Origin of the sequence: Allotamlana fucoidanivorans, assembly GCF_045788535.1 — a bacterium.
Classification (GTDB): Bacteria; Bacteroidota; Bacteroidia; order Flavobacteriales; family Flavobacteriaceae; genus Allotamlana; species Allotamlana fucoidanivorans.
The window spans coordinates 1027322-1045848 of the sequence record NZ_CP074074.1; the positions used below are offsets into that span (position 1 = coordinate 1027322).

Here is an 18527-nt window from a genome sequence, read left to right on the forward strand (position 1 = left end):
CTCAACAGGAATCCTTATATTTACGCATGCAAATTCCCAAAGGAAAAAAAATATATTTCGCTTCAGATAATCACTTGGGCGCTCCCACAAATGAGGCTTCATTGCCCCGCGAAAAGAAATTTGTAGCCTGGTTAGACGCGATTAAAGAAGATGCTGCTGCTATTTTTCTATTAGGTGATTTATTTGACTTCTGGATAGATTTTAAAACCGTAGTTCCCAAAGGCTTTACCAGAACATTAGGTAAGCTGGCCGAAATTAGCGATTCTGGCATTCCTATTTATTATTTTGTGGGTAATCATGATTTATGGATGAATGGCTATTTTGAAGAAGAATTAAACATTCCTGTATTTCATCAACCTAAAGAATTCACCTTTAACAATAAAACCTTTTTTATTGGCCATGGTGATGGTTTAGGCCCTGGCGACAAAGGCTATAAACGCATGAAAAAGGTATTTACCAATCCGTTTTGCAAATGGCTATTTCGTTGGTTGCATCCAGATCTGGGCGTTCGGTTAGCCCAATACCTCTCCGTTAAAAACAAACTCATTTCTGGAGATGAAGATGCCAAGTTTCTTGGTGAAGACAATGAATGGCTTGTGCAATATTGCAAACGCAAGTTAGAAGACAAACATCGCGATTTTTTTGTATTTGGGCACAGACATCTTCCCTTAAATATTGATCTTCCCGAAAACTCAAAATACATTAATCTTGGCGACTGGATTCAATATTTCACCTACGGTGTTTTTGATGGTGACCAGTTTGAACTAAAAACATACAACCCTTTACCAAAGAATTAATCATTCAGATTAATCTGCATATCTTCTGTTAAATCCAGTTCTCGAAGCACTGGATTTTTAACTCCAATAGCAAAAACAGTAAGCAGTGTCATAAACCCGCCAAATACCACGCCAGCCACAGGCCCCATGATTTTAGCCGCCAAACCGCTTTCAAAAGCACCTAACTCATTTGAAGACCCTACAAACATGGAGTTTACAGAAGACACCCTCCCGCGCATCTCATCGGGGGTTTTTAGCTGTAATATGGTTTGACGAATAATCATAGAAATACCATCAGCAGCACCACTAATAAACAACATTAAAATACTTACCCAAAACAGAGACGACAAACCAAACCCAATAATACTCAAACCAAAAATAAAGACTGCTACTAGAAGTTTTTTACCCGTATTCTTGCTAATGGGAATATAGGTAGTAATAAACATGGTAATAATACTTCCTAATGAAATAGAGGCATTCAATATGCCAAAACCTTGACTCCCTACATTTAAAATATCTTGAGCAAACACTGATAAAATAGCTACCGTTCCTCCAAAAAGTACCGCAATCATATCTAAAGTTAAAGCCCCTAAAATGGCTTTATTTTGAAACACAAATTGAACCCCTGCTTTTAAACTATCTTTTACAGGTTCTCCAATCTTTTTATTTAAAATAGGTTTCTTTTTTATCTGAAAGGTTAAAACAAACGACAAGGCTACCAATATAAAAACCAAACAAAGTGTGGTATCTACTCCCATCCAGCTAATAAAAAACCCGCCGCAAAGCGCTCCTAGTACGGCAGCCGTTTTCCATGTACTGGTACTCCATGTAGCCGCATTTGGATATACCGCCTTAGGTACAATTAAAGCCACTAGAGAGAATATAGTGGGACCGAAAAAAGAACGTAAAAACCCACCAAAAAAAACCAAACCATAAATACCATATAAAACGGAATGTGTAGACCAGTTGCTCACTAATCTAGGCCAGGTTAACAAAAACAACCCCAAACTAATTAATGAAAACAATGCAATGCATAGTGCTAATAGATTCCGTTTTTCACGCTGATCAACAATATGTCCTGCAAACAACGCCATGGTAAAGGCTGGAATAATTTCCATAAGCCCTATAATACCCAATGACAATGGATCTTTAGTAAGACTATACACCTGCCATTCAATGACAATAAATTGCATGGACCACCCAAAAACCAATAACAGCCGCATTAAAAGAAAAATATTAAACTCCTTTATTCTGAGTGCCGCGTAAGGATCATTTTTTGCCATGGTCATGCTTTAAGATCGCGAAGTTTTAATTGAAGTGATATATTACCCTGCCATTGGTTTTCATCAACAGAATACACCGCTTTAAAAGGCTTCCCTTCAGAAATTAAGTCATATTTATCCCCCATACTAAAACCAATACAAACAAATCGGGCGGTACTATTGGGTTGTGTTGCGGTGAGTCTTAAATGGGTTTTGTCCTCACCAACACACTTGCCATAACCCGTGTCTACCAAACCATCAGTCATAAAAACAGGTGTCATATTACTTGGGCCAAATGGCGCAAACTGTTTTAGTATTCTATAAAATTTTGGGGTTATATTTTTGAGATCAATCTGGGCATCAATAGTAATTTCAGGCGTCAATAAAGTTCTATCAATAGTACCAGACACGACATCTTCAAAAGCTTGCTTAAAGGCCTCATAATTTTCTGCTTTTAGGGTTAACCCAGCCGCATATTTATGCCCGCCAAATTGCTCAATATGATCTTGACAAGCTTCTAATGCAGCATACACATCAAAGCCCCTAACCGAACGTGCTGAGGCTGCTAATTTATCACCACTTCTAGTAAACACTAAGGTTGGTCTATAATAGGTTTCTATTAATCGAGAAGCCACAATACCAATAACACCTTTATGCCAGTCTTGATGATAAACAACCGTAGTAAGACAGTTTTGTTCATTGTTATCAATAATTTGCTGGAGAGCCTCTTCAGTAATTTGTTTATCAATTTCACGTCTGTCTAGGTTATAATCATTAATTTCTGCTGCATAATTTTCCGCCTTGTCTGGCTCTTCTTCAGCGAGCAAGGTAACCGCATAGTTACCATGTTTCATGCGTCCAGCCGCATTTATTCTTGGAGCCACTAAAAAGACTACATCGGTAATGGTAAGCTCGGTTTTTTCAACCTGATTTAAAATAGCCTTGATGCCTGGACGCGGATTATTATTTATTACCTGCAACCCAAAATACGTCAATATTCTATTTTCACCATCAATAGGCACAATATCGGCACCCACAGCCGTAGCCACCAAATCGAGGTATTCTGTTAAATCATGCGCTGTTTTTCCTTCCTTTGAGGCTAGAGCCTGAATGAGTTTAAAACCAACTCCGCAACCACAAAGTTCTTTGTACGGATAGGTGCAATCATCACGTTTAGGATCTAAAACCGCAACAGCATCAGGAATAACAGCCCCTGGCCTATGATGATCACAAATAATAAAATCAATACCCATTTTTTTAGCATGCGCTACTTTTTCAATTGCTTTAATACCACAGTCTAAAGCAATAATCAGGGTGAAATCATTTTCTAAAGCAAAGTTTATCCCCTTATAAGAAACCCCGTAACCTTCATCATACCTGTTAGGTATATAGGTATACACCAAACTATGTTTAGTTTTCAGGTAAGATGCCATTAAAGCCACCGATGTTGTGCCATCTACATCATAATCGCCATATACCAAAATATTTTCTTTGTTAGCAATGGCTTGCTCAATGCGCGCTACTGCCCTATCCATATCCTTCATTAAGAATGGATCGTGCAAATCATCTAAACTCGGTCTGAAAAACTTTCGGGCTGCATCATAATTATCAACACCCCTTTGAACAAGCAGTGACGCTAAAACAGGATCAATTTGAAGCGCTTTTTGCAAGGCTTCAACGTTTTCTTTTGAAGGTTTTGGTTTTAAAGTCCAACGCATAAATTGGCCTATCGTTATTTAACAGGAAAAAAATCTACCTTGTTTATATGAAAATGTATCTGGATATCAAGCTCCGCAAACTGGCGAAACATTTCCATAACACCGCAATATTTTTCAACCGATAAATCTACCGCTTTTTGAAGTTTTTTTTCATTTAAAGCATCCCCGTGAAAATGAAAATGCATAACAACCTTATCATAAATTTTTGGGTGTTCCTCAGTGAGATTGGCCTCAATTTCAATTTTGAAATCCTCAACAGTCAACTTCATTTTCTTAATCAACGATGCCACATCCAGCCCCGAGCATCCTGCCAAAGCAGACAACATTAAAGCCTTCGGTCTGTAGCCTTCGCCTTTACCGCCATTTTCTTCGCCTGCATCAATAAATAAATTATGTCCGGATGGATTTGTACTTTCAAATCGCATATCTCCTAACCATGTTGTGGTAACTTGAACCGCCATAGGTATAATTTTTTCGTTAATTTTAAAGTCAAAAATACTACATAATAAATAAAATATGCCTTTAGTACCACCTTTATCTGCCAATCATGATTTAGAAACCAGAGAATTAGCTGAATTTTTTAATGAAACCCTTGGATTTTGCCCTAATTCGGTATTAACCATGCAACATAGACCTGCTATCAGTAAAGCTTTTATCAACTTAAACAAAGCAGTTATGGCTAATGAAGGCCAAGTAACTTCAGCCTTAAAACGTATGATTGCCTGGGTAAGTAGTAATGCAACAGGCTGCCGATATTGTCAGGCGCACGCTATTAGAGCGGCAGAACGCTATGGCGCAGAACAGGAACAACTAGAAAACATTTGGGAATATAGAACACATCCTGCTTTTAATGAGGCTGAACGCGCTGCTTTAGATTTTAGTTTGGCGGCCTCTCAAATTCCTAATGCCGTTGATGAAACAATAAAAAAACGTTTATACCAATATTGGAATGAAGGTGACATTGTTGAAATGCTGGGTGTTATTTCGCTCTTTGGTTATTTAAACCGTTGGAATGATTCTATGGCTACCTCAATGGAAGCAGGCGCCATTGAGAGTGGTGAACACTATCTAGGAAAACATGGCTGGGAAAAAGGGAAGCATGTTTAAACCTTTATTTATTAAATCAATCCCTTTACGCGGCTTCTCAATTCTGGTAAAACATCCAACTCAAACCAAGGATTCTTGGTAAGCCAAAATCGATTTCTAGGAGATGGATGTGGAAGAGGAAAATATTTTGGTAAATACGCATTATAATTTTCTACGGTTTCTGTTAAGGTATTTTTAGCTGCTTTCCCCAAATAATACTGTTGTACATACATTCCTACTAAAATTACCAATTCCACCTGTTTTAATACAGAAAACAATGGTTCATGCCATTGCGGTGCACACTCTGGTCTTGGTGGTAAATCTCCCGATTTTCCTTTACCTGGGTAACAAAACCCCATAGGAACGATAGCAAAATGAGATGTGTTATAAAAAGTTTCTCCAGAAACACCAAGCCATTTTCTAAGTTGTTTTCCACTCACATCATTCCATGGAATGCCTGAGGCGTGCACTTTAGTTCCTGGAGCCTGACCTATAATTACTATTTTTGAATCTTGATGCGCAGATACAACAGGCCTAGGCCCAAACGGTAAGTGTTCTTGGCAAATAGTACATTCTTTTATGTTTTTAAGTAGTTTTTGCATTATTCAGTACCTCTGTAAAACACATATAAGTCTGTTTTGCCTAGCTAGATGGTATACTATTTTTTAGTTAATGGCTCAGTTTCAAAACGCAATCCTTCAAAACCCGTTTTCATAAAATTCCTGATGTTTTGATGCCCTGTCCCGTTTGGATCATTTAAAACCTCATCAAAATAATACGAACCAAAACATGCTAAGGTTTCTTTCTGTGTTAATCGTTGTGCTTTAGCAAAAGCAAATAATTTGCATGACCCAGAGTTTTGCCCTGCTTCGTTTTGTAAATCACCATTTTTAAAGGCTGAAGGTTTAAAGGTATAATTGGCTTCAATGACAGCCATGGTCTCTGAAAAAGTTATATTTTTTGGATTGGTTTTTAGTTTATCTATAAATGTTGCTACGGTCATCGTATTTTTAAAATTGGAATTGTATGTCAATTATTTTTTACCTGCCACCACTATAACAATCTCACCTTTGGGTGGTTTCGCTATAAAATAATCACAGACTTCTTTCATGGTACCTCGTTGTGTTTCTTCGTATAGCTTGGAAAGTTCTCTGGAAACAGACACCTGACGTTCTTCGCCAAAATATTCACAAAAATGTCCTAACGTTTTTATGAGCTTGTGCGGACTTTCATAAAAAATCATAGTACGTGTTTCCTCGGCCAACATTAATAATCGGGTTTGACGTCCTTTTTTAACAGGCAAAAATCCCTCAAAAACGAACTTGTCATTAGGCAACCCAGAATTCACTAAGGCTGGTACAAAGGCTGTGGCGCCGGGTAAACACTCTATGGCCATATCTTGTTCTATACAGGCCCGTGTTAACAAATAACCAGGGTCTGAAATAGCTGGTGTTCCCGCATCGCTAATGAGTGCCACGGCAGTTCCTAATTTTAGCTTTTGAATAATCCCTTCAACCGTTTTGTGCTCATTATGCATATGGTGTGATTGCATGGGGGTTGATATTTCAAAGTGCTTTAACAGCTTTCCAGAAGTTCTAGTGTCTTCGGCTAAAATTAAATCGACCGACTTTAAAATCTCAATCGCCCTAAAGGTCATATCTTTTAAATTGCCAATAGGTGTTGGTACTATGTATAGTTTACTCATGTGTTAGTGGTTGTAGTGGTTAGCTTTTGGCGAGGCGGGCATCGAGCCAAAACTAGAAGCGGAAAACACGACCGCGCTTTTTGGGGCGCGGTAACACCCAAAATTTAATTAAACTTAGCTTCAATAATTTCCATAAAACGGTTTTCAAACTCTTCTTTACCTTCCCAGTTATTGTAATCTGGTTTTACAACCGATTGAATAAAATTTTTGGCATTTTCATGTAAAACAAAGGTATTGAGTTGCGACAAAACACGATCATAGTCTTCATTTTTACCTTCAAAAAGGTGTTTTATAAAAGCAATTTTATCATTGAGTCCTATTTTTAATCCGCCTACTTTAAGCGCATCATTTAGTGATTTTTTTTCATTAGATAAGCCATTGCTACTGGTTGAAGCGGGCTCAAATACAGGCAAATCTTTAAACCCTTCGGTAATAGTTTCTAAATCATCCTTTTTTTCAGATGCTTTTTCCTCTTTTGGTTTTATTTGTTGTGGTTCATCTGGCATTAACTTCAGCATAGCCTTGATTTTAGACATGGCTGGTGTGGTTATCTCTATACGGTCTGAATCATCTAAATCAATATAAATTTTGTCTTCAATCTCAATATTATCACTCACCTTATTGTTAAAAGCACTGTCTAACATCCCAAAAAAGGATGAATCATTACCAATGGTTGGTATGGCACCGTCAAAATTTTCATGAGCAAATTTAAGCACCGTTAATTTCTCATAAAGCGCAGAAACCTCGGCATGCATTTTTATAACATCTTCTTTCCCCTTCAGTTTCAAAATTCTGTGGGCTATACTTACCAGATCAGATTCTAACTTCTTCTTCATTGTTTATAATTTTTAAATTATTGCGCCTTAAGGTTTTTGATTTTTAATAAATTTACGCCACCTTTATACGAACGAATAATTGCTTTGTTTTAGTGTTAAAATTACAAAATGTTTCTTGAAAATACAGTAAATCATAAAGAACAATTTGGGTGGATTGAAGTTATTTGCGGCTCGATGTTTTCAGGAAAAACCGAAGAACTCATCCGCCGGCTAAAGCGCGCTCAATTTGCAAGGCAAAAAGTTGAAATTTTTAAACCCGCCATTGACGTACGATATGGTGAAGATATGGTGGTGTCACATGATGCTAATGAAATAAGATCTACTCCTGTTCCTGCTGCAGCCAATATTCCTATTTTAGCTGATGGTTGTGACGTAGTTGGTATTGATGAAGCTCAGTTTTTTGATGATGAAATTGTACGTATATGTAATGATTTAGCAAACAAAGGCGTTCGTGTTATTGTTGCTGGTTTAGATATGGATTTTAAAGGCAATCCGTTTGGCCCAATGCCCAATTTAATGGCTACTGCCGAATATGTGACCAAAGTACATGCTGTATGCACAAGAACTGGAAATTTAGCTCAGTACAGCTACAGAAAAAACCAAAACAACAGTTTAGTTTTGCTGGGTGAAGTTAATGAGTATGAACCTTTAAGCAGGGCTGCCTTTTATAAAGCCATGATGCGCGATAAGGTACGAAACATGAAAGTGAATGATGCCGAAGAAATAAAAACAAAACCCAAAGACCCCGATGCCTAAAGCACAAGAGACTGTGCTTGAAATAGACTTAAAAGCACTTCAACATAATTTTAACCATTTAAAATCTAAACTGAAACCCCACACCAAATTTTTGGCCGTGGTAAAGGCCTATGCTTATGGCAACAATCCGTGTGAAATTGCCAAGTATTTAGAATCTTTAAAGGTGGATTATTTTGCTGTGGCTTACATTAATGAGGGCTTAACTTTAAGAGCGGCTGGCATTGTTAGCCCTATTTTAGTGCTTCATCCACAAACGGTAAACTTTAATTTACTTGTTGAACATAGTTTAGAACCGGCATTGTACAACACTAAAATTTTAGAGGAATTTATTCAATTTGCTGAAAAAGAAAAACTAGAAAACTACCCTATACACTTAAAATTTAATACGGGGTTAAACCGCCTTGGTTTCTCAAAAGAGCAGATAGATGTTGTTGCCTCACAGGTAAAAGATAATCCTGCTTTAGAAGTGAAATCGATATTTTCTCATTTAGCCGCAAGCGAAGACCTAAACGAAAAAGACTTCACAATACGTCAAATTGAAGTATTTAAGAGCATTGCTAAAAACTTCAAATCTACTTCGGGTCTTTCTCCATGGCTTCATATGTGTAACACATCAGGAATATTGAATTATCCTGAGGCTCATTTTGATATGGTACGCAGTGGTATTGGGTTATACGGCTTTGGTAATTCTGAAAAAGAAAATCAATTTTTAAAACCTATTGGCACTTTAAAAACAGTGATTTCGCAAATTCATCATATAAAAAAGGGAGAATCGGTAGGATATAATCGCGGTTTTAAAAGTGAATCTTCCATAACAACAGCCACGCTTCCTATTGGGCATGCCGATGGTATTGGTCGCCAATACGGTAAAGAAACAGGCTACGTGATGATTCACGGTAAAAAAGCACCTATAATTGGTAATGTTTGTATGGATATGATTATGGTAAATGTTACCAAAATTGCTTGTAGTGAAGGCGATGAAGTTATTGTTTTTGGCAAAAATGAAACTGCTGAGCAGTTGGCAGAAACGGCCCAAACCATTTCTTACGAGCTCATTACCTCGGTATCACAGCGCATAAAACGCATTTTTATAAGATAAAAGTCTTAACATATGTTAAACTTTTTTACTTATTTTTGAGTGTACTAATTTTAAATTTTCTATTATGTTAAAAGAATTCAAAGAGTTTGCCATGAAAGGCAACCTAGTAGACATCGCTGTTGGTTTTGTTATGGGTGCCGCATTTAAAGAAGTGGTCACGTCATTTACTGGCGGTATAGTTTCACCGCTTATCGGATTAATTTTCAAAGCAGACTTTAAAGATTTAAAATTGGTACTAAAAGAAGGGGTTGCCAATGCTGAAGGTATTATGGAAGGTGAAGTTTCTGTGCTTTGGGGTGCTTTCTTAACTAATGTGATAGACTTTATCATTGTGGCTTTTGTCATGTTTATGATTGTAAAAGGCGTTAACAAAATGAAAAAGAAGGAAGAGCCCGCCCCAGAACCACCAAAAGGGCCTTCACAAGAAGATTTATTGACTGAAATCAGAGATTTATTGAAAAAATAACAATTTGTTAAATAAATAACTTTGTGTTATTTGTTGTTAAAAAGCCCTTGTTTTCAGAGAACAAGGGCTTTTTTTAATTTTTAAAATAGAATTAATACTTAGATTTGCACAGCAATTAATAAAAATTTAGAAAAATGAAAGTAGCCGTTGTAGGTGCCACAGGAATGGTTGGCGAGGTGATGTTAAAAGTTCTTGCAGAACGTAATTTTCCAGTAACGGAATTAATTCCAGTTGCTTCTGAAAGATCTGTTGGAAAAACCATAACGTACAAAGGAAACGATTATAAAGTTGTAGGCTTAGAAACTGCTGTTGCTATGCGTCCTGATATTGCTTTGTTTTCAGCGGGTGGCGATACCTCATTAGAATGGGCGCCTAAATTTGCCGAAGTTGGCACTACTGTGGTTGACAACTCTTCTGCTTGGCGTATGGATCCTTCAAAAAAATTAGTTGTTCCTGAAATTAATGCCTCCGAATTAACTAAAGAAGATAAAATCATTGCAAACCCTAACTGTTCAACAATTCAGTTGGTTATGGCTTTGGCTCCACTTCATAAAGCTTACACCATGAAACGTGTTATTGTATCTACATACCAATCGGTTTCTGGTACTGGTGTTAAGGCGGTAAGACAATTAGAAAATGAAATTGCTGGTATTGAAGGTGAAATGGCTTATCCTTACCCTATAGGAAGAAACGCGCTACCACATTGTGACGTGTTTCAAGATAATGGGTATACCAAAGAAGAAATGAAATTGGCTAGAGAGCCTCAAAAAATATTAAACGACAATACGTTTTCGGTATCAGCCACTGCAGTTAGGATTCCAACGGCTGGAGGTCATTCGGAATCGGTAAATGTAGAGTTTGAAAAAGATTTTGATTTGTCTGAGGTTCGTAAGTTATTAAGTCAAACACCTGGTGTGGTGGTTCAAGATAACACAGACACAAACACCTACCCTATGCCTATTTATGCACATGATAAAGACGAGGTTTTTGTTGGAAGAATACGAAGAGATGAAACGCAACCCAACACACTTAACATGTGGATTGTAGCGGATAACCTAAGAAAAGGTGCCGCAACTAATACCATTCAAATTGCGGAGTATTTAATTGAAAATGAATTAGTGTAGATTTGAAATCTTAAGTTATATTTAACAAACTCCTGTTTAACCAAGCAGGAGTTTTTTTATGTATTTTTGTTCTTTATTATTCTCCCCAATTATGACAAAAATACACCTCTACAGCTTAAGCCTGTTTTTCTTGATTGCCTGTAAAAATGACGTTCAACAAACAAAATTTACTCCTTTGAATTATCCAACGACAAAAACTGTTGATACCGTAAACACTTACTTTGGTGTTAATGTTAAAGATCCTTACCGCTGGCTGGAAGATGATAGAAGTAAAGAAACAGAAGCCTGGGTTGTAGCCCAAAACCAAGTGACATACAATTACCTTGACCAGATTCCGTTTAGGGTCGCCCTCAAAGATAGATTATCAAAACTATGGAATTTTGAAAAGCGAAGCGCTCCTTTTAAAGAAGGTGATTATACGTATTTTTCAAAAAATGATGGTTTACAAAACCAAGATGTATATTACAGAACAAAAGAGGGCTCTGAGCCTGAAGTATTTTTAGATCCCAATACATTGTCAACGGATGGCACTGTATCTTTAGATGCCTTAAGTTTCTCAAAAAATGGCGAAATATTAGCGTATTCTATTTCTGAAGGTGGTAGTGATTGGCGCAAAATTTTGGTTATGGATACCAAAACCAAAAAAATTACTGAAGACACTATTACAGATGTAAAATTTACGCGAATTTCTTGGTATAAAAACGAAGGATTCTATTATTCAAGCTATGATAAACCTAACGGTAGCGAACTTTCGGCCAAAACAGATCAACACAAAGTGTATTACCATAAATTAGGCACGTCTCAAAAGGATGATGTTTTAATTTATGGAGGAACACCAGAAGAAAAACACCGCTATATTTATGCTTTTGTTTCTGAAGATGATCGGTTTTTAATCCTTACGCCCAAAATCTCTACCTCAGGAAACAAGTTGCTTATTAAGGACCTCAATAAACCAGATAGTAATTTTACCACTATTTTAGATCACGCTAATAGTGATACTTCGGTTTTAAGTAATGATGGCAACAAGCTATTTTTAGTAACAAATTTAAACGCACCAAATAAAAAAATAGTGTCAGTTGACGCATCAAATCCTACACCTGAGCATTGGGTTGATGTTCTACCTGAAACGGAATATGTATTAACCGCAACAAAAGGAGGCGGCTATATATTTGCGCATTACATGGTTGATGCACTTTCAAAAGTTATGCAGTACAATTATGATGGGACATTGGTGAGGGACATTCAACTTCCTGGACTTGGAACCGCAAGTGGTTTTGGAACAAAGAAAGATGAAAAGATAGATTACTTTAATTTCACTAACTATAAAACCCCAACAAGTATTTATACATTTAATATGGACACTGGTGAGGTGAGCTTAAACTGGCAACCAGACATAGCTTTTAATAGTGACGAGTATGAAAGTAATCAAATTTTTTACACCTCAAAAGATGGCACTAAAGTACCCATGCTCATTACACACAAAAAAGGGGTGGCGCTTAACGGTAAAAACCCAACAATTCTTTATGGTTACGGCGGATTCAACGTGAGCTTAACACCTACTTTTAGCATTGCAAATGCGGTATGGATGGAACAGGGTGGTATATTGGCTATTCCTAACTTACGCGGTGGCGGCGAATATGGTAAAAAATGGCATGATGCTGGCACTAAAATGCAAAAACAAAATGTGTTTGACGACTTTATCGCTGCAGGAGAATATCTCATAAAAAACAAGTATACATCACATGATTATTTAGCCATTCGTGGCGGATCAAACGGAGGTTTGCTAGTAGGGGCTGTTATGACACAAAGACCAGATTTGGCTAAGGTGGCTTTGCCTGCTGTTGGTGTTTTAGATATGCTACGGTATCACACATTTACCGCAGGAGCTGGCTGGGCTTATGATTATGGTACCGTAGATGACAGCAAAGCTATGTTTGACTATTTAAAAGGGTATTCGCCTGTTCATAATGTAAAATCGGGCGTAGATTATCCCGCTACTTTAATAACAACTGGCGATCATGATGATAGAGTAGTACCAGCGCATAGCTTTAAATTTGCTGCAGAACTACAAAGTAAACATAACGGAAATAACCCAACATTAATTAGAATTGAAACCGATGCAGGTCATGGGGCAGGCACCCCTGTGAGTAAAATAATTGACCTGTATGCTGATATATTTGGATTTACACTTTATAATATGGGATATGAGGTGTTACCTAGCAAAACAGATAAAAAACTAAATGGATAATATGATATTCAAAACGGATAAAAACGCTCGTTTGCTGGTAGCGCTTTTTTTAATCAGCCATATTAAGCCCACATGCTACAGGTAAAAAACATATCTTTTTCGTATTCAAAAAACGCCGTTTTAAACAATATTTCTTTCGAAGTAAAACAAGGGGAACACCTTGCTATTATTGGAGAAAGTGGATCTGGAAAAAGTACCTTACTTAAAATCCTATATGGAGAATATGATTTAAACCAAGGAGCGATTTACTGGAATAACTCTCAAATTTTAGGGCCTAAATTCAATCTTGTTATTGGATATGACTTTATGAAATATGTAGCTCAAGAATTTGATTTGATGCCATACACAACTGTGGAAGAAAATATAGGCACCTTCTTGTCTAATTTTTTTCCTGAAGAAAAGGCCTTACGTACTCAAGAACTTATTAAAGTGGTGGAACTGGAAAACTATGCTCAGACCAAAGTAAAATTACTAAGTGGTGGGCAAAAACAGCGCGTTGCCCTAGCTAGAGCTCTAGCCAAGCAACCTGAAATTTTACTTTTAGATGAACCCTTTAGCCATATAGACAATTTTAAAAAGCAAAGCTTAAGACGAAAGGTTTTTAAATTTTTAAAAGAAAAAAACATTACTTGTATTGTCGCCACCCACGATAAAGAAGATGTACTAGGTTTTGCAGATAATATGATGGTTTTGCATGATCATAACATCATGGCACATAACACACCAAACGTTTTATTTAAACACCCAAAAACACCACTAATTGCTTCTTTTTTTGGAGAGTTCAATATAATAAATAACACGATTGTTTATGCCCACCAGCTAATTGTTATTAATGATACTACACATTTAAAAGCAACCGTAAAACAATGCTATTTTAAAGGAACATACTATCTTGTTGAAGCTCTGTTAAATCAAGACACTATTTTCTTTCAAAGTCATGCTCCCCTTAAAATTGCATCAGACGTGTTTTTAGAAATAAAAGAGTAAATCGTTTTTAACCTGTTTTATTTGAACGGATAGATAGGCTACAATGATTTCATCTAGTCCGAAATTATCCCAAAATATGTTGCTCTTTTATAATTTCTATTTTATTAAAACACAATTATCAACACAAGGAGTAAAAAAAGCAAAACCTTTTATGATTGGTGCTTTCCTTTGCCATTTTTCATAGACCAAGTTACCTATAATACTTATTTCAAAAACTTGTTCATATATATGTTGGATACTATTAGAATTCCCATAAGCGCAAGAAGTAAAAGCGTAATAAAAATGGAATCCTTATGTTTGATATGTGCAATTAAGGCTGTTATAAAAAATAACCCTACACCAGCATAAGCCCATTCTTTTAGTTGTAAAGAAGCTAACGGGATTAGTAATACTATTGCTGCTATCAATTTTAAAACAGCAAGTTCTACCCTAAAAAAGTCGGGAAAACCTAAAGCTCTAATTCCTTGAATTGTACTTTTGCTTAATAGATAGCTATATGAGCTTAAGAAGAGGAAAGCTGATATTATTGCTGTTGAAGACCAATATATTACTTTCATATTATAAGAAACTATCTTGTAATTGTTTCACTATTTTACGACCATCTCGATCAGCTTTTGTTTTTAACGCACAAAAATCTTCAGCCCATTGTGAAGTTCGAATTCTTAAGGGTGGATTTTCGTTTTGAGCAATACCTAAAGCAACTTCTGCCACTTCTATTCCTGTTTGATACACTTGCTCTTTACTTTCATTTGCCCTTTTCTGGTTTCCTGCCATATATCTTTCAAATATTGGTAAGTATTCTCCTGCTGCAAATTGTCCTTCAAAAGATGTTTTTTCAATAGCGGAAGTCATAAATTCTGTAGCTATTCCTCCTGGTTCAATGCAAGTAATTTTGATAGAGAAGGCATCACTAACATAGGTAGCAAGCCCTTCCATAAACCCTTCTACAGCAAATTTAGCACCGCAATATAATTCGTTAAAAGGTTGTCCTACTAAACCGCCAACAGAAGTTATACTGATTATTTGACCAGATTTTTGTTTTCTCATATAAGGTAGTACCGCTTGTGTACAAAAAACTACACCGTGATAATTTACGTCAGTAACCCATCTAATCTCTTCTTCGGAAGCGTGTTCAGTAGTCTTAGCAAAACCAGCTCCGGCGTTGTTGACTAGTATATCTATTTTTCCATCTTTTTCTATAAGAGTTTTTACAGCTAATTCAATGGAATCCACTTTAGTTACGTCCAAGGGAAGTATCTCAATATTAAGCTTTTCTTCCTTAATCTTCTGTTTTAACTTGTCAGACTTTTTAAGATTACGCATTGTTGCATAGACCTTATAGTTATTTTTTGCGAATAGAATAGCCATTTCAAATCCTACTCCTGTTGACGTTCCTGTAATTAATACGTTTTTTTTCATAATTGCTATTTATAGAATGAATATTCATTCCAATTTTTTTCTAAATTTTTTATTCTTTGATAGCGTCCCAAACCATTATCACTTGATTTTCAAGTGAGGTTTGATTCTTCTCTGTTTGATTATAATACCATCTTAAATAGGATAAAATGGCACCCCCTATAAACATCAAAATTTCTTCAATGTCAATGTTTTTAATAATACGTTGTTGTTTTCCTAGCATTAAAAGTTCAAAAATAGGAGTTATGGCTTTCCTACCTTCTTCCTTGCTATTTTCCGTTATAATTGGAGAAGCTTGCATTTGCTCCATAAACGCAAAATAATAGGAATTATCAATGAAAAATGTAACAGCAATAGTAAAATAGTTTTCAAATTGTGTTTTGATTGGTTTATTGGAATCAAAATTTTCAAAGAGTAAACTTTCTTGCTTTTTTATATCTGTATAAATTTCATTAATCAAAGCCTCTTTATTAGGGAAGTAGTTATAAATAGTCCCCATTCCTGTTGTCGCTGCCTTTCCAATAGCAGACATAGGTGTGTTATGTAGACCTTGCTCTGCAAGAATTTTAAGAGCCGAAGATAATATTCTTTGTTTTTTGTTCACTGTACAAATATATAAAATTCTGGAACATATATTCCAATTTTACAATTTTTTAAAATTCGTTGTTATTTATATGTTGCGGGTAATACCACAACAAAAACTCTGAATCTTAATACTTAATACTGTTCTACACCGTCCTTCAGGCTATTTAAAACACATTCGTTATGGTAAAAGCATGATTTCTAAAATCAATTCTATCCCCTAGTTGTTTTGAAATAAGCAGTTTTGCTATAGGTGTGGAAGGAGAAATCGCATAAAATGTTTGCCCCTCTATTGCAATGGTTCCAGCACTAATGCTTATAAAATAATTGGCTTGTGTTGTACATACTACCGCGCCTAAGACCACTGTATTACATGCTTTTGTTGTATTAACTTTTGCAAGTACGCTATTTAACTTCTTTATTTCGGCTAATTGATGGCCAACCTTTTCTCGTTCTAATTGTAGCATAGCACGTCCTGTTTCATGTTTATCTCCAGCTGTGCTCTTAGTTTCAGAATTTAATGCCTCTTGAAGGTCTTGAATAGTATGTTGAATAGCCAGACGCCTATCTTCAACAAACTTACAACAGAACCGATACAACTCTTGCTTGAGCTTTAAATTATTGTTCGTCATGTTTCACACGGTATTCTAGAGGTCCAAAATACCTCATTTGCCTTACAATCCATTGTTTTCTTGACTGAATATATTCTGAAGCAGGATTAGCTTTATAAACTCTAGGATTTGGTAGAATAGCTGCTATGGCTGCGGCTTCATATTTTGTGAGTTTTTTAACTGACTTTTTAAACCAAAATTTTGAAGCCGCTTCTGCTCCGTAAACATAATTTCCCATCTCTACACTATTCAAATAAACCTCCATAATACGTTCTTTAGTCCAACACAGTTCAATTAAAAATGTAAAATACACTTCAAGACCTTTTCTTAGCCAACTACGTTGTGGCCATAAAAACACGTTTTTTGCTGTTTGTTGACTTATGGTACTGGCTCCTTTTAATCGCTTACCTTTTTTATTATAATCAAATGCTTTTTTTATCGCTGCAAAATCAAATCCTTTATGCTCTAAAAAATTTTGATCTTCACTACAAATTACAGCTAATTGAAGATCTTTTGAAATGTCTTCAATAGCCACCCAATCATGATATATACTTTTTTGACTGTTGGTTTCTAAGTATCGCATTACCATAAGTGGCGTTATTGGGACAGGAACCCACTTAAAAATGAGAACCAGGCTTAATGACAATATCACGAACCATAATAATGTTTTAAAAATGCACCTAAAAATCCTTCTCATCATTCATGTAATAAGATTAGCTAAATCTGCTCCTATTAAACCACCAATAGCAACACCCATACCTCCCAAACGCACCCCACAATATACACGATTGCCTAAAGGTTTAACAATAGGTCTTTTTTGAGAGCCTAATCCCATAATGCCACTCCACCGTTGTTCAATTTCAAAAGGACGAGTTGGTAATATTACCGTTTTTAACAGGTGTTCTAATTGGCTTTGAATTAACTCTGTTTCACCAAAATTAAAGGTTTCTTCCCCTTTAAAGTCGAGGTTTCGGCCGCCGCCAAGAAGTATTCTATTGTCAATATTTCTAAAATAATAATACCCTTCATCTAAATGAAAGCTTCCTTTTATGTTTAGATTAGGAATTTGTGTAGTAATCAACACTTGAGCTCTTGCTGGTTTAACCTTCTCTTGTATTAATTGGGAGGTAAATCCGTTTGTTGCAATGAGTAATTTTGAAGCAGATAGCGTGCATAAATTCGTTTCAATATGAACAGCGTTCTGGTCTTCTGAAAACGCTTTCACTTCAATGCTATTTAGAATTTTTACACCCATTACTTGCACTTTATGCAGCAAAGCCTCCATCATGCACCCCGTATCAATTTGTCCTTCAAACGGGTTAAAAATATTATGTTCTTGAATATTTTGAAACTTGAAAATATTAGATTTTACACTAAACACATTATCTTTAAAAACAGGTTTTAGTAATATATTTATTTCTTCTTTTTTTGATAAACACGTTTCATACAATTCTGGAGAGGTTTTGGCAAATAACTCATAACCACCAAATTGTTGATACCGTATAGCTGTATCGCCCAAGGTTTTCCTTAATATAGTTAACCCCTCAACCCTTTGGGTTACAAGTTTGATAACCTCATCTTCTGAATGCGATTTTAAGTCATTTAATAGTTCACTTAAACTACCAAAGCAAGCAAATCCAGCATTTTTTGTACTAGCACCTTGAGGCAGAATGCCTTTTTCTAACACTAAAATTTTTGATTTCGGGTAGCGTAATTTAAGTTGTAATGCACAGCTTAAACCTACAATGCCACTACCAACAATACAAAAATCTATATGGCTTAACCACGATTTAATGTCCCAATAGGATAGCTTCATGTTGCTAATTTAAGGTTTTCTAATACACAAAAGTTGTGT

General features: G+C 36.0%; 21 protein-coding genes. 8 read left to right on the forward strand and 13 right to left on the reverse strand.

All coding sequences use genetic code 11. The annotated features are described in order from the left end of the window. The first annotated feature begins 26 nt into the window (after positions 1–26). Positions 27–797, forward strand: coding sequence for a UDP-2,3-diacylglucosamine diphosphatase (locus KFZ70_RS04845; RefSeq protein ID WP_139694618.1), 771 nt, complete (start codon positions 27–29; stop codon positions 795–797). Here KFZ70_RS04845 and KFZ70_RS04850 read toward each other — a convergent pair. Genes KFZ70_RS04850 through KFZ70_RS04860 form a run of 3 tightly spaced genes read right to left on the reverse strand, consistent with a single transcriptional unit; the run spans position 794 to position 4217 of the window. Then, complete coding sequence (locus KFZ70_RS04850) at positions 794–2059, reverse strand: MFS transporter (RefSeq protein WP_139694617.1); 1266 nt, start codon at positions 2057–2059, stop codon at positions 794–796. The two genes, KFZ70_RS04845 and KFZ70_RS04850, sit on opposite strands and share 4 nt — an antisense overlap. Positions 2060–2061: 2 nt before the next feature. Further along, a complete protein-coding gene (gene recJ / locus KFZ70_RS04855) occupies positions 2062–3756 on the reverse strand; it encodes a single-stranded-DNA-specific exonuclease RecJ (RefSeq protein ID WP_139694616.1) in 1695 nt (564 codons plus the stop codon). Between the two features lie 14 nt (positions 3757–3770). Then, the gene (locus KFZ70_RS04860) at positions 3771–4217 is read right to left on the reverse strand and encodes an OsmC family protein (protein WP_139694615.1); all 447 of its coding nucleotides are present in this window, start codon (positions 4215–4217) and stop codon (positions 3771–3773) included. 55 nt (positions 4218–4272) lie between these two features. Here KFZ70_RS04860 and KFZ70_RS04865 point away from each other — a divergent pair, with 55 nt between their 5' ends. Then, positions 4273–4863 carry a carboxymuconolactone decarboxylase family protein gene (locus tag KFZ70_RS04865; protein WP_139694614.1) on the forward strand — a complete coding sequence of 197 codons (591 nt, stop codon included), beginning with the start codon at positions 4273–4275 and terminating at the stop codon, positions 4861–4863. A gap of 11 nt (positions 4864–4874) precedes the next feature. Here the strand turns inward: KFZ70_RS04865 and KFZ70_RS04870 are convergent, their stop codons facing one another. From KFZ70_RS04870 to KFZ70_RS04885, 4 genes are all read right to left on the reverse strand, one after another. Continuing rightward, a complete protein-coding gene (locus KFZ70_RS04870) occupies positions 4875–5444 on the reverse strand; it encodes a uracil-DNA glycosylase family protein (protein WP_139694613.1) in 570 nt (189 codons plus the stop codon). Between the two features lie 56 nt (positions 5445–5500). Beyond that, positions 5501–5845 (reverse strand): HopJ type III effector protein, encoded by a 345-nt coding sequence (locus tag KFZ70_RS04875; RefSeq protein ID WP_139694612.1) that lies wholly within the window; start codon positions 5843–5845, stop codon positions 5501–5503. A 30-nt stretch (positions 5846–5875) separates the two neighbouring features. Next, positions 5876–6547: a 16S rRNA (cytidine(1402)-2'-O)-methyltransferase gene (gene rsmI, locus KFZ70_RS04880; RefSeq protein WP_139694611.1), complete on the reverse strand. Its 672-nt coding sequence runs from the start codon at positions 6545–6547 to the stop codon at positions 5876–5878. A gap of 104 nt (positions 6548–6651) precedes the next feature. Then, positions 6652–7383 (reverse strand): hypothetical protein, encoded by a 732-nt coding sequence (locus KFZ70_RS04885; RefSeq protein ID WP_139694610.1) that lies wholly within the window; start codon positions 7381–7383, stop codon positions 6652–6654. Between the two features lie 108 nt (positions 7384–7491). On the opposite strand from KFZ70_RS04885, the gene KFZ70_RS04890 reads away from it, so the two are divergent. The 6 genes from KFZ70_RS04890 (at position 7492) to KFZ70_RS04915 (ending at position 14063) form a co-directional block, all read left to right on the forward strand. After that, entirely contained in the window at positions 7492–8139 is a 648-nt protein-coding gene (locus tag KFZ70_RS04890; RefSeq protein ID WP_139694609.1) for a thymidine kinase, read from the forward strand. Further along, entirely contained in the window at positions 8132–9238 is a 1107-nt protein-coding gene (gene alr / locus KFZ70_RS04895) for an alanine racemase (RefSeq protein WP_139694608.1), read from the forward strand. The genes KFZ70_RS04890 and alr overlap by 8 nt, the downstream gene beginning before the upstream one ends. A 64-nt stretch (positions 9239–9302) precedes the next feature. After that, entirely contained in the window at positions 9303–9704 is a 402-nt protein-coding gene (mscL, locus tag KFZ70_RS04900) for a large-conductance mechanosensitive channel protein MscL (RefSeq protein WP_139694607.1), read from the forward strand. 134 nt (positions 9705–9838) lie between these two features. Next, positions 9839–10828 carry an aspartate-semialdehyde dehydrogenase gene (locus KFZ70_RS04905; protein WP_139694606.1) on the forward strand — a complete coding sequence of 330 codons (990 nt, stop codon included), beginning with the start codon at positions 9839–9841 and terminating at the stop codon, positions 10826–10828. Positions 10829–10919: 91 nt separating this feature from the next. After that, on the forward strand, positions 10920–13076 hold the full coding sequence (locus KFZ70_RS04910) for a prolyl oligopeptidase family protein (protein ID WP_139694605.1): 2157 nt from the start codon (positions 10920–10922) through the stop codon (positions 13074–13076). A 72-nt stretch (positions 13077–13148) separates the two neighbouring features. Beyond that, on the forward strand, positions 13149–14063 hold the full coding sequence (locus tag KFZ70_RS04915) for an ABC transporter ATP-binding protein (protein ID WP_139694604.1): 915 nt from the start codon (positions 13149–13151) through the stop codon (positions 14061–14063). 203 nt (positions 14064–14266) lie between these two features. Here the strand turns inward: KFZ70_RS04915 and KFZ70_RS04920 are convergent, their stop codons facing one another. From KFZ70_RS04920 to KFZ70_RS04945, 6 genes are all read right to left on the reverse strand, one after another. Then, positions 14267–14620 carry a DoxX family protein gene (locus KFZ70_RS04920; protein WP_139694603.1) on the reverse strand — a complete coding sequence of 118 codons (354 nt, stop codon included), beginning with the start codon at positions 14618–14620 and terminating at the stop codon, positions 14267–14269. A 1-nt stretch (position 14621) separates the two neighbouring features. After that, on the reverse strand, positions 14622–15482 hold the full coding sequence (locus KFZ70_RS04925) for an SDR family oxidoreductase (protein ID WP_139694602.1): 861 nt from the start codon (positions 15480–15482) through the stop codon (positions 14622–14624). 49 nt (positions 15483–15531) lie between these two features. Then, positions 15532–16083 (reverse strand): TetR/AcrR family transcriptional regulator, encoded by a 552-nt coding sequence (locus KFZ70_RS04930; RefSeq protein WP_139694601.1) that lies wholly within the window; start codon positions 16081–16083, stop codon positions 15532–15534. 145 nt (positions 16084–16228) lie between these two features. Then, positions 16229–16693 carry a 3-oxoacyl-ACP synthase gene (locus KFZ70_RS04935; RefSeq protein ID WP_139694600.1) on the reverse strand — a complete coding sequence of 155 codons (465 nt, stop codon included), beginning with the start codon at positions 16691–16693 and terminating at the stop codon, positions 16229–16231. Next, positions 16680–17372 carry a monofunctional biosynthetic peptidoglycan transglycosylase gene (gene mtgA / locus KFZ70_RS04940; protein ID WP_139694599.1) on the reverse strand — a complete coding sequence of 231 codons (693 nt, stop codon included), beginning with the start codon at positions 17370–17372 and terminating at the stop codon, positions 16680–16682. Before mtgA ends, KFZ70_RS04935 begins: the two co-directional genes overlap by 14 nt. Further along, entirely contained in the window at positions 17373–18488 is a 1116-nt protein-coding gene (locus KFZ70_RS04945; protein WP_139694598.1) for an FAD-binding oxidoreductase, read from the reverse strand. Positions 18489–18527: the final 39 nt, after the last annotated feature.